Here is an 11,886-nt window from a genome sequence, read left to right as displayed (position 1 = left end):
CACCACTGGACCATGCCAGCATCCGGCCGTCCTGTCATTATCACATTTTAGCGATCAATGTTTTCGCGTCTCGTAAAGCATTGCCGCCAGATGCATTTCCAAAAGCCCCGCCTTTCATCCGAAATGGCGAGGCTTCCATTCAATCCTGCTTAGCTAGCGAAGATTTATAAACCGTAAATTGGTTTACGAATTCTTATGCAGCCTGCTTGCGCGGCTTGATCAGGCCGCGATTGACAAGCAGTTCGGCGATCTGAATGGCGTTCAGCGCCGCACCCTTGCGCAGATTGTCGGAGACGACCCAGATGTTGAGGCCGTTTTCGACGGTCGCATCCTCGCGGATGCGAGAAATGTAGGTCGCATCCTCACCGGCGGATTCGTAAGGCGTGATGTAGCCGCCGTTTTCATGCTTGTCGATGACAAGGCAGCCCGGTGCTTCGCGCAGGATGTCGCGGGCCTGATCGGCAGTGATCTCGTTTTCGAACTCGATATTGACCGATTCCGAATGACCGATGAAAACCGGCACGCGAACAGCGGTGCAGGTGACCTTGATCTTCGGGTCGAGCATCTTCTTGGTTTCAGCCAGCACCTTCCACTCTTCCTTGGTGTAGCCGTCTTCCATGAAGACGTCGATGTGCGGAATGACGTTGAAGGCGATGCGCTTGGTGAACTTCTTGTTCTCGATCGGGTCGGCGACGAAGACGGCGCGGGTCTGGTTGAACAGCTCGTCCATGCCATCCTTGCCGGCACCGGAAACGGACTGGTAGGTCGAGACGACGACGCGCTTGATCTTGGCGAAATCATGCAGCGGCTTCAGCGCGACGACGAGCTGAGCGGTCGAGCAATTCGGGTTGGCGATGATGTTGCGCTTGGTGAACTGCGTAATGGCATCCGGATTGACCTCCGGCACGATCAGCGGCACGTCGGCGTCGTAGCGCCAGGCAGAGGAGTTGTCGATGACGACGCAGCCCTGGGCGCCGATCTTCGGCGAGAACTTCTTCGAAACGTCTCCGCCGGCCGACATCAGGCAAATGTCGGTGTTGGAGAAATCGTAGTTCTCCAGGTTGGAAACCTTCAGCGTCCGGTCGCCATAGGAAACCTCGGTTCCCTGCGAGCGGGCGGATGCGAGCGCCACGACTTCATCGGCCGGAAAGCCGCGTTCGGACAGGATGTTGAGCATTTCACGGCCGACATTCCCGGTCGCGCCCGCTACTGCTACTTTGAAACCCATTTCTCAAGCTCTCTTTCTCTTCTCTCCTCTTTGGCGAGGGGGGAACCGCGGCCATGACGACCGGTTCCTGTCCCCGACCGAGCCGGGGAGAGAGCGGCAGGCCAGAGACGTCAGACGGTTTTCGTCGTCGTTTTGGCCTTGGTTTTGGAAGAAACCGGAAAATAGACGTCCGGCCCGGCGCATTCCGCCAGGTGACTGAAGCATTCGATCTGTTCGAAGCGAGCCATGGAAGTCTTCCTTTTCCGTCGCCGGTTCTAAGAGGTTTTCCACAGGAGTCAAGGATTTCCTCGTTTCCACCGAGGCGGGAGCGAGGAAATCGAGCTTATGGCATCCGCCACTGGCCAATTGCGCCCAGCAGCGGATGTCGCTGTGACTAGCGGTTTGACTTGCGGGTGGATTCGAACAGGAACCAGGTGCGGCGTTCCGTCTCGTCCAGCCAGTTTTCGAGAAGGCTGGCGGTGGCGATATCACCATATTCGTCGCAGACGTCGTGCACAGCGCGGATTTCGGCTGAAAGCTTGAGGTTGTTGTCCGCGAGCTCGGCCAGCATGTCCTGTGGGTCGACATATTCGGCGTCGTTGTCCGGAATGCGCTGAAGCTTGGCGATCTGGCCGATCGACCGCAGCGTGGTGCCGCCGATCTTGCGGGCGCGTTCGGCCATGGGGTCGGTCATCGCAAAAATCTGATCGCCCTGCTCGTCCAGCAGCAGGTGATAGTCGCGGAAATGCGGCCCGCTCATGTGCCAATGGAAATTCTTGGTTTTCAGATAGAGCGCAAAGACATCCGCCAGCAGCGCGGTCAGCGCCGCGGAAATATCGCGTGTCGCATCTTCGCTGAGATTGGTGCGGGTGCCCAGTTTCGATTTGGTATTGGCGGTATTCATAAAAACGTCCTCCGTTTGTTTTTCACGACAGCGATCGCCGGCGGATATTAGGGGAGTTCGATGACATCAGCTGTTGTGTTGGATCGCATTGAAGACGCGATCTGTTTTGAAATTTCGCGGACGAGATGTCGCGGCGCGGCACGGTCGACAGCGGTGCTATGCGGAAAACCCGAGCACACCTACTAAATAGGAAAATGGAGTGGTTTGGCAATCGCTTGCTAACATAATGGCCGGGCGTGCGGTTGTGTCACGCCCGGCAAACCGCCCTCTTTTCGGAGAGCGACATCGCAAAGGATAATTACTTCAGGCCGCCGCCGGCATAGATGGTTTCACCCGTCAGCCAGTGAGAATCCTGCGACGCCAGGAAGACGGCGATCGGTGCGATGTCCGTCGGTTGACCGAGGCGGCCAAGCGGCGTCTGCGAGACGAGATGCTTCTCAAAGTCACTGCCGATGACGCCTGCCGCAACGACGCCCTCGGTCTCGACGCCGCCCGGCGCCAGGTTGTTGACCCGGATATTCCGCGGTCCGAGTTCCTTGGCAAGGACCTGGGTGATGGAGTTCACGGCAGCCTTGGTTGCCGTATAGACCGAGGCGGTCGGCAGGTTCATGCTGACGGCGTTGGAGCCGATGTTGATGATATTGCCGCCCTCCGGGCCGAAATGCTTGACGGCTTCGCGCGTGGTCAGCAGCGTGCCCAGCACGTTGATGTTGAATTCACGATGGAATTCTTCCTCGGTGAACTCTTCTATCGATGCGAATTGGTAGACGCCGGCATTGTTGACGAGAATGTCGATGCTGCCGAAGGCCTGTTTCGTTTCTTCAAAGAGCCGCTTGACGTCTTCGGATTTTGAAACGTCGCCGTGGACTGCGATCGCCTTGCCGCCCTTGGCGGTAATTTCCGCAACCACCTTGTCAGCACCTTCGCGGCTCGAGGCATAGTTGACCACGACGGCCGCGCCCGCCTCGCCGATCGCCTTGGCGATGCCCGCGCCGATACCCTTGGATGCTCCGGTCACGATTGCGACCTTGCCTGTCAGTTTGCTCATGTCATCTTCCTCAGATAATTGTTAGACAATTTTATAATCATCAAACTGTTTGACGTGCGCGACCCGAAAACCGTTCGCCGCTGTCACTTTGATATTTAGATAATCATCTAATTGATACAAGAGCGAGGGATACGAATTGCAAAGACGAATTTTTTAAATTCTGGAAAGCTCCGCCATATAGGCGTTCAGGACGTCGCGGCACAGCACGAGATTTGCGAACTTGCCCTCGCGCTGGATCTCGATGAGACCGGCGTTTTCCAGTTCCTTGACATGGTGGGAGATGGTTGCGGCGCTGACGGTGTGGCACTCGTTGAGAATGCTGCAGGGCATAGGCTCGGTCCGCTTGCCGATTTCTTTCAGGATCTGCACACGGCGCGGCTCGGCGAGCGCCCGGGAAATCAATCCCAGTTGTCTTTCGCTCAAACGTATCGGGCCGGCATCCATGGTTTTCATCGCAGTGGAAACGAAATCGGGTTGACCGTTTTTGGCGGTCGGTACCCTGTCAGATATATGAATGCCCGATGAGCTTGGCAACCTTTGCGGTGCGGCTGCGGGTCGACGCTGAAGGAATTCCCCTGCCCGTTCATGCGCACAGCTTCATTTTACAGCGTGGCTGGGAGTTTTCGAGCGATATGGCCGCCGAGGGTCGAAGGCTTACTTGCCCCTCAACAGCGGCCATTTGGGCGTCGGCCAACCGGCGGCGTTTATGCGGAAGAGCAGGCCGTAGCGGGTATAGACGATCGCGGTCATGAAGGAGAACCATCCGCCGAGCGCAAGACCGGCCATGACGTCGCTCGGATAATGCGCGCCGATCATGACACGGGTAATCGCCAGCCAGAGGGCGCATGCGGCAAAGATGTAGCGATAGCGCGGGAAAAGGAATGCAAGCGCGACGAAAAGGGCGCCAATGGTGGTGGCATGGCCCGATGGGAAGCTTTCGAAACTGGCGCGACCGTTGAAGGGCGAGAAGCCGAAGGGACCCCAGTCAGCGAAATGCGTGGGCCGGGCGCGGCCGATGGCGCGCTTCAGCAGATTGGCTAAAAGGCCGGAAAGCACGATGGTCGTCAGCAGATAGCCGCCGATCTGGCAAATGCGCAGTGCCTGGCAACGGCAGCGTTGCGAGTGAAGGAGCCTGCTGCCGGCCCAGCCTTCAAAAAACAGGAAGGCGCTGATTATGATGATCCAGCCGGAATCGCCGAAATCGGTCAGCGCCCCGCCAAAGAAGCGAAGGGATGGCGACAGGTTCTTGATGGTAGCGCCGACAGGCCAGTCGAACAGCAAAGCGGAAAGAAGAACGATATTGGCCGTCAGGAAAAGACAGATCTTCCAATGGCACGGCGCAAGCCGCGCGTCGCTTCGTCGCCAACGCCTGTCGAGAGACGTCAAGATCGCCTGCATGTCCACCGTCCGTCTTCGAACTTCCAATCAAGTCCGCAACCACGCCTAGCAGGCTCCTGTAACAGTAATTTTAAGGCCGCCGGCGATCGTTTCACCAGGCTGTGGCTTATGGGTGTTTCGTGGCGACCAAAGAAAAAACCCGCACTGCGCGCGCAGTGCGGGGTTGATGTTTCACGTGAAATATAGCTGGCGATTTATGCCGAGAGAGCCTTGAATTCGGCAAGGATGGCATCGCCCATCTCGGCCGTGCCGACCTGGCGGCTGCCTGCCGACATGATGTCGCCGGTGCGAATGCCGCTGTCGAGCACGTTGGCGATGGCCTTTTCCAGCGCGTCTGCTTCAGCAATCAGGTTGAAGGAGTAACGCAGGCACATGGCGAAGGAGGCGATCATGGCGATCGGGTTGGCAATGCCCTTGCCGGCGATGTCGGGAGCCGAGCCGTGCACCGGCTCGTAGAGCGCCTTGCGCTTGCCGGTCTTGGCGTCGGGTGCGCCAAGCGAGGCCGATGGCAGCATGCCGAGCGAGCCGGTGAGCATGGCGGCGACGTCGGAGAGCATGTCGCCGAAGAGGTTGTCGGTGACGATGACGTCGAACTGCTTCGGCTGGCGCACGAGCTGCATGCCGCCGGCGTCGGCCAGCATGTGCTCGAGCTGAACGTCGGCATATTTTTCCTTGTGCGTCGTGGTGACGACCTGGTTCCAGAGCACGCCAGACTTCATGACGTTGCGCTTTTCCATCGAGCAGACGCGGTTGTTGCGGGTGCGCGCCAGTTCGAAGGCGACGCCGGCAATGCGCTCGATCTCGTAGGTGTCATAGATCTGGGTGTCGATGCCGCGCTTCTGGCCGTTGCCGAGATCGATGATTTCCTTCGGCTCGCCGAAATAGACGCCGCCGGTGAGCTCGCGGATGATGAGGATATCGAGGCCGTCGACCAGCTCCGGCTTCAGCGAGGAAGCGGATGCCAACGCCGGATAGCAGATGGCCGGGCGCAGGTTTGCAAACAGCTGGAGATCCTTGCGCAGACGCAGCAGGCCGGCTTCCGGACGCACTTCGTAAGGCACGTCATCCCACTTCGGACCGCCGACGGCGCCGAAGAGAACGGCGTCGGCGGCCATTGCCTTTTCCATGTCGGCATCGGAGATCGCCGCGCCATGCGCGTCATAGGCACTGCCCCCGACAAGGCCTTCGTCGGTGACGAAGCCGGCGTTCTTGGCCTCGTTCATGTAAGCGATGATCTTGCGAACTTCACCCATGGCCTCGGGGCCGATGCCGTCGCCGGGCAGAAGGAAGAGATTGCGCACTGTCATGGGGAAGCCTCCGCAAAAGAAAAAGTTGCGGGGTTTTTAGACCTGCAAATGCGGCTTTTCAAGCGAGGAAGCGGCCGCAACGGTACGGTTTTCGGGCTTTTGAGTATAACCCACCACCCCTCGCCCTTCGAGACGGCCCTTTAGGCCTCCTCTGGGCGAGGGGGGGTCTTTTGCTCGATCATGGGCCTCCCTGATCCTTCGATAAGCTCAGGATGAGGGCGGAGCGAGCTGCTAGCCGGGCGAGAGAACCAGCCCTCATGGTGAGGAGGCCTGCAAGGCCGTCTCGAACCACGAGGGCGGGTGATTGCCTCGACCGGCTCTCACCGATGATCGGTTACTCGGCCAAACCAAGCGAGGCCAGATAAGCAGCCGATGCGGGGATCTTCGACTTGTCCTTGATCTCGATGATCAAACGCGGATTGCTGTCGAGCTTGGCAAGCGCGGCGAAGACGGCGCGCCAGTGGATATTGCCTTCGCCGAGGCTCCAGTGACGGTCGGCATAGCCATCGGCATCCTGCAGATGGACATGCTGCAGGCGGTTGCCGGCGGCGTGGACGTAATAATCGACCGGCGGTGCGCCCGTGTAGCCATGGGCATAATGGGCATGGCCGGTGTCGATCGACACGGCGACGGCGGGCGAGTTGAAGCTGTCGGCAAGTCCGACGCGGATATGGGGATCCTTGTCCTCGATATTCTCGATGACCATGGTGAGCCCGATATCCTCGGCACGCTTCACCGCATCCTTGAGCGTCAGATGCGTATATTCGATGATCTTTTCCCGCTCGCCCTTGTTGTTGTCGAGGTTGTTGTAGGACCAGGACGTATAGGGGCTATGGACTACCATCTGCGTGGCGCCGATATTGGCGCAGACGTCGAGCGCCTGCAGCAGGCGCTTGGAAACGACAGCGCGGACATCCGGGTCCTGCGAGGCAATGACGAAGCCCCAGAACGGGCCGTGAATGCCGAGGCGGCCCTGATGGCCATCGAGCAGCTTGCGGGCGCGCTCGGCCAGCGGCTGCCAGTCGCCGTTCAAAACTTCGGCTTCGACGAAGCTCTGCAGTTCCAGATCGCGCGGCTTTTCGAGCAGCCAGTTGCGATGGGTTTCGACGTCGTCAAGCGTCATGGCGGCGCCGACAATAGGAAGGGATGTCATGGATGGGCTCCATTGCGTGGAGAGGAATTAAGACGGGAGGAGAGGCCGCAATGGCCTCGGCAGGCTTATATGGACCCCCTTCTTGTCGATCATATTACAATGGATAGGAAAGATGGTATTGAGCTGCTTTCGCGGAATAGTCCCCTCTCTCCGCAAGTGGGGAGAGGGTTAGGGTGAGGGGCTTTTCTCGAAGAGGGTGATTGCCCGGTCTTGTCGCTATTTGTCATGGGCGATCTGCAAAGATGGTGGAAGGTGTCGCCCCGCTCTTCCTGGGCGAAACAATCATAGACCTCCATCAAGTCGATGGCCCGCTGCCCCTCACCCCAGCCCTCTCCCCGTTTTGACGGGGAGAGGGAGGTTCTACGCATGAAAAAAGCCGGGCTGTAAGGCCCGGCTTCGAAGCGCAAAACAATGATGAAACCGATCAGGCGGCCCAGGGGCGCGACGCGGCGTTCGACTTTTCGTAAGTGTCGATCGCGGAGGATTTCTCCAGCGTCAGGCCGATATCGTCGAGGCCGTTCAGCAGGCAATGGCGCTTGAATTCGTCGAGTTCGAACTTGAGCGAACCGCCGTCCGGGCCGGTGATTTCGAGGTTTTCCAGATCGATCGTCAGGATGGCGTTGGAGCCGCGCGAGGCGTCGTCCATCAGCTTGTCGAGATCTTCCTGGCTGACCTTGATCGGCAGGATGCCGTTCTTGAAGCAGTTGTTGTAGAAGATGTCGGCGAAGCTTGTGGATATGACGCAGCGGATGCCGAAGTCGAGGAGCGCCCAAGGCGCGTGTTCACGCGAGGAACCGCAGCCGAAATTGTCGCCGGCGACGAGGATCTTGGCATTCTGATAGGCCGGCTTGTTCAGCACGAAATCCTGGTTCAGCGAACCATCTTCATGGTAGCGGGCTTCAGCAAAGAGGCCCTTGCCAAGACCGGTGCGCTTGATGGTCTTCAAATAATCCTTCGGGATGATCATGTCGGTATCGACATTGACGACCGGGAGGGGTGCTGCGACACCGGTCAACTTCACGAACTTGTCCATGGGGTCCTGCCTTCATTCTCGTCTAAAGCACGAATTATCCCGCCAATAGAGCAAATCCGGCCCGAAATGAAGGAGAATCTTGGAAATGCTCTAAAACGCGGCTCTTTAGTCGCAGCCTGCCCACCAGACATAGGTCCAGATCGAGGCAAATGCGTTCGGCAGCCTGCAAACAGGCTGCCGCTGCCCTGTGTTCGACGTCAGAGATCGATGATCGTGCCGCGACCGTCGTTCCAGATGCGCATTTCGCGCTGGCTGTTCGTCTTGGCGCGCACCGGTGCCGGCTTCATGCGAAGCGAAATCGCACGGGCTGCCATAAGCACGGTCAGGATACCGCCGACGGCAAGCGTCAGCGAAACGGTAAACAGCGCCATGGCTGCAAACACGGTGATACCGGCAAGCGCGATGAACAGGGAACGGATATTCTGCATGGTCGAGACCTCTCTACTTACAGCAATGTGGGCCTGTTCCTTTTCATCTGCAAGAGGAGCGTGGCTTTTTGTTGACTTGCCTGGAGATTAAAAGCGCGGCAAAACGGCGCTATGAGCCAATCCTCTTCTTCCCGCCCCGCCCGCCTGCGCCGTTCGGTCCTGAGTGTCCCCGCCATCAACCGCCGCGCTCTGGAAAAGCTTGCCAGCCTTGATTGCGATGCTGTCATCTTCGATCTCGAAGATTCGGTTTCGCCGGAAAAGAAGGCCGAGGCGCGGGAGAATTTGCGGGCGTTCTTCGCCTCGTCTCCGCTATCGGCCAAGGAGCGGATCATCCGCATCAATGCGCTTTCCTCCAATTTCGGCGCCGAGGATCTGGCGCTGGTCGTGGAGCTGGAGCCGGATGCGGTGCTGCTGCCCAAGGTGGACGAGCCGCAGGACGTGATGCTTGTCAGTGACAGGCTTGCGGAGGCCGACGCGCCGGAAAACTTGCGCATCTGGGCGATGATCGAGACCCCGCGCGGCATCCTGAATGCCGCTTCGATCGCCGAGGCCGGGCGTACGTCGGGCAGCAGGCTCGATTGCTTCGTCGTCGGCCTCAACGATCTCAGAAAGGAGACGGGAGTGCTGCCGCAGCCGGGCCGCGCCTATCTCGTGCCCTGGCTGATGCAGGTGGTGTTGGCCGTCAGTGCCTATGGGCTTGAGGCCATCGACAGCGTTTTCAACGATTTCAAGGATATGGACGCGCTCGACGCCGAATGCGCCCAGGGCATCACCATGGGCTTTTCCGGCAAGATGCTGATTCATCCGAGCCAGATCGAGGCCGCCAACCGGCATTTTGGTCCGGATGAAGCGGCTGTTGCCGAGGCTGAGGCGATCATATCAGCCTTTGCCGAACCGGGTGCCGCCGATCTCAATGTCGTGAACCTCGGCGGACGGATGATGGAACGGCTGCATCTTGTCCAGGCGAAAAGACTCGTCCATAAAGCTCGCCTGATCACGCAGCGCCATCGCCCTTCGACAAGCTCAGGGTGAGGGCTTATATTTACGAAAGACGCTTTGATGAAACTCTACCGCTTCCTCACCGGCCCCGATGACGCTTCTTTCTGCCACAAGGTATCGGCAGCGCTGAACAAGGGCTGGGAGCTCTCGGGCTCGCCGACCTATGCCTTCAATGCCGGGAGCGGCCGGATGGAATGCGGCCAGGCCGTCGTCAAGGAAGTCGCCGGCAAGGATTACGATCCGGAGATGAAGCTTTCCGAGCAATAATAGGAAGGTCGAGGAGAGTGATAATATCGGGTGATATTAGCCTGTTTCATTCTCTGAAACCAATGGAATACAGGACTATCGTCGACTTCAGGATCGCTAGGAATCTTCAGGACCCTACGTACGGTTCAAATATTTATTTTGAGATGCGCGCGAATGACCTTCGTTCCGATAGGGCGCTAAAATATTACTTTGATGGCTGCACAGAATTGAAAATGGGAGATTTAAATTCCCTATGGGGAATCTCTATCGAGATAGAGCCTTGCAGATCACCATTTTTCGAGCACACTCGATTTAAGGTGTTCGATTTAGATACTTATGGAGAGATGAAGTTCTTATGTGCGAGTTTTGCCATAGAGGCATCGTAGAATTGCTCTCGATGACAGTGACAAACCCTTCATTTCTTTTGGGGTCTATAGCAGCGATCATATCCAGATCTGAAGCGAGTAATTCGTTACAGGCGTGAATGCCTCACCGATCCGTTGCTTCCTCGGCGCTCGCCTCGATGCGTTCCATATCCTCGTCGCTCAGGCCGAAATGATGGCCGATCTCATGGATCAGGACATGGGTGATGATATCGCCGAGAGTTTCCTCGTTTTCCGCCCAGTAATCTATGATCGGCCGGCGGTAGAGGCGGATCTTGTTCGGCATTTCGCCTGTCTGGGCGGTGAAGCGCTCCGATATGCCGCGACCCTCGAAAAGGCCGAGCAGGTCGAAGGGCGTTTCCAGCGCCATATCCTCGAAGACATCGTCATCGGGAAAATCTTCGATGAGGATGATGAGGTTGCCGGTGAGCGAGCGGAATTCATCCGGCAAGTGGCTGTAAGCCTCCATAGCCAGAGATTCAAATGTGCTGATTGAGGGCGCGTGGCGGTCCCGCCAATCCTCGCTCTGGTCAATGCGAGCCATGAATGCTTCCTTCCTTAGCTGGTCATATAGAGACTTTGCGCAGCTTTTACGAGAGCGGATTGGGGCATGATGCCGAAAAGTCTTTGAACGGCTTTCGGACGGCACCATGGCCTACCTGTTTGATTTTAGGGCGGATTCAGATTTCAGCTTGAATAGACTCCAATCATTCGGCTCTGCGCACAGGAATATTTTCTTATAAATTGGTGTTGACTCTTTTTCCGACCTCTGGAATCCATAAGAACATAACAGGAACATTATCAATCTGGAGTGAACGTCATGGCCGAGGCCGCCGTGGCGGGGAAAATGCTTTTTGCCCTGCGTGAAACCATTGCCCGACTGGAAGGCAGGCCGATACCGGCGCTGGCCGCGGCGGCGCATGAGACGCTGGCGGAGAAGCCAAGGCCCGGTTCGGCGGGGGCTGCCCAATCCTTGCTTGCGGTCGGGGTCGAGGACCTCGATGACGCGATGCAGGGTGGCGTGCCGCTGGATGCATTGACGGAAATCCGCTCGCTGGGCCTGCGTGATGCGGGCGCGGCCAGCGGCTTTACCCTTGCTCTTGCCGCGCGGCTTCATGCGCAAGCCGCCGGCACGGATGCGGCCATATCCCCGGTTCTCTGGATCGGCGATACGGTCGCCGCGATGGAGGCGGGCCTGCCCTATGCCATCGGGATCATGGATTTCGGACTGGAGCCGGCCGGCTTCCTGCAGGCATCTCCGCGCAAGCTGGAGGAAGCGCTCTGGCTGGCGGAAGCAGCGCTTGCCAGCGCGGCCTTTGCGGTCGTCATCCTGGAAGTGCGCGGCAATCCCGCGCGTTTCGGGCTGACGGAAAGCCGGCGACTGGCGCTCAGGGCCAAGGCGGCAGGCCGGCCCCTGTTTTTATTGCGGCAGGGAGGCGAAGAGGAAGCGAGCAGCGCCCTCTTCCGCTTTTCCGTCGAACCCGCGCCGGCGCAGGCGCGGCCCCTGCCGGACGGATCGGTGCTTGGCGGCAGCATCGGTCATCCGGCCTTTCGTCTGACCTTGGAAAAGAGCCGCAACCCCGCGCCTCTTTCCATAACCCTGGAGTGGAATGCCCATGACCGCCGCTTTGCCCCTGTCTCCGATGCTCAGCACCCTGCCCTTCCCGGCGAACACGCAGCGCATTCTGGCGCTGACCTTTCCGCATCTGCCGACCGACCGCATCGCGCGCAAGCGCTGGGGCCTGTCCTGGCGTTCGACAGGCAGGCTTGAAACGCCGCC

13 protein-coding genes are annotated in these 11,886 nt (G+C 58.6%); 3 read left to right on the top strand and 10 right to left on the bottom strand.

The genetic code is table 11. The features are described from left to right. Positions 1–193: 193 nt before the first annotated feature. From A6U86_RS10615 to A6U86_RS10575, 9 genes are all read right to left on the bottom strand, one after another. Entirely contained in the window at positions 194–1,228 is a 1,035-nt protein-coding gene (locus tag A6U86_RS10615; RefSeq protein ID WP_068390314.1) for an aspartate-semialdehyde dehydrogenase, read from the bottom strand. Between the two features lie 373 nt (positions 1,229–1,601). Then, positions 1,602–2,111, bottom strand: coding sequence for a Dps family protein (locus A6U86_RS10610; RefSeq protein WP_068390311.1), 510 nt, complete (start codon positions 2,109–2,111; stop codon positions 1,602–1,604). 298 nt (positions 2,112–2,409) lie between these two features. Further along, positions 2,410–3,159 (bottom strand): glucose 1-dehydrogenase, encoded by a 750-nt coding sequence (locus A6U86_RS10605; RefSeq protein ID WP_068390308.1) that lies wholly within the window; start codon positions 3,157–3,159, stop codon positions 2,410–2,412. A 153-nt stretch (positions 3,160–3,312) separates the two neighbouring features. After that, positions 3,313–3,582, bottom strand: coding sequence for a helix-turn-helix transcriptional regulator (locus tag A6U86_RS10600; RefSeq protein WP_234906270.1), 270 nt, complete (start codon positions 3,580–3,582; stop codon positions 3,313–3,315). Between the two features lie 231 nt (positions 3,583–3,813). Further along, positions 3,814–4,557 (bottom strand): lipid A 1-phosphatase LpxE, encoded by a 744-nt coding sequence (lpxE, locus tag A6U86_RS10595; RefSeq protein ID WP_068390303.1) that lies wholly within the window; start codon positions 4,555–4,557, stop codon positions 3,814–3,816. 194 nt (positions 4,558–4,751) lie between these two features. After that, a complete protein-coding gene (gene leuB / locus A6U86_RS10590) occupies positions 4,752–5,864 on the bottom strand; it encodes a 3-isopropylmalate dehydrogenase (protein WP_068390300.1) in 1,113 nt (370 codons plus the stop codon). Between the two features lie 334 nt (positions 5,865–6,198). Then, on the bottom strand, positions 6,199–7,017 hold the full coding sequence (locus A6U86_RS10585; RefSeq protein ID WP_068390296.1) for a sugar phosphate isomerase/epimerase: 819 nt from the start codon (positions 7,015–7,017) through the stop codon (positions 6,199–6,201). 424 nt (positions 7,018–7,441) lie between these two features. After that, positions 7,442–8,050: a 3-isopropylmalate dehydratase small subunit gene (gene leuD, locus A6U86_RS10580; RefSeq protein WP_068390293.1), complete on the bottom strand. Its 609-nt coding sequence runs from the start codon at positions 8,048–8,050 to the stop codon at positions 7,442–7,444. Between the two features lie 197 nt (positions 8,051–8,247). After that, positions 8,248–8,478: a hypothetical protein gene (locus tag A6U86_RS10575; protein WP_037195680.1), complete on the bottom strand. Its 231-nt coding sequence runs from the start codon at positions 8,476–8,478 to the stop codon at positions 8,248–8,250. A 111-nt stretch (positions 8,479–8,589) separates the two neighbouring features. Here A6U86_RS10575 and A6U86_RS10570 point away from each other — a divergent pair, with 111 nt between their 5' ends. Continuing rightward, complete coding sequence (locus A6U86_RS10570; RefSeq protein ID WP_068390289.1) at positions 8,590–9,510, top strand: CoA ester lyase; 921 nt, start codon at positions 8,590–8,592, stop codon at positions 9,508–9,510. A gap of 27 nt (positions 9,511–9,537) precedes the next feature. After that, positions 9,538–9,744: a DUF1737 domain-containing protein gene (locus A6U86_RS10565; RefSeq protein WP_068390286.1), complete on the top strand. Its 207-nt coding sequence runs from the start codon at positions 9,538–9,540 to the stop codon at positions 9,742–9,744. Positions 9,745–10,212: 468 nt separating this feature from the next. On the opposite strand, the gene A6U86_RS10555 is transcribed toward A6U86_RS10565, so the two are convergent. Further along, complete coding sequence (locus tag A6U86_RS10555; RefSeq protein ID WP_034481264.1) at positions 10,213–10,650, bottom strand: metallopeptidase family protein; 438 nt, start codon at positions 10,648–10,650, stop codon at positions 10,213–10,215. Positions 10,651–10,926: 276 nt separating this feature from the next. Between A6U86_RS10555 and A6U86_RS35820 the strand changes: the two genes are divergently transcribed. Beyond that, complete coding sequence (locus A6U86_RS35820; protein WP_068390279.1) at positions 10,927–11,877, top strand: hypothetical protein; 951 nt, start codon at positions 10,927–10,929, stop codon at positions 11,875–11,877. Positions 11,878–11,886: the final 9 nt, after the last annotated feature.

Source organism: Rhizobium sp. AC27/96, assembly GCF_001692325.1.
Taxonomy (GTDB): domain Bacteria; phylum Pseudomonadota; class Alphaproteobacteria; order Rhizobiales; family Rhizobiaceae; genus Rhizobium.
Note: the sequence above shows the minus strand (reverse complement) of the source record. Positions and strands in the feature narration are given on the sequence as shown.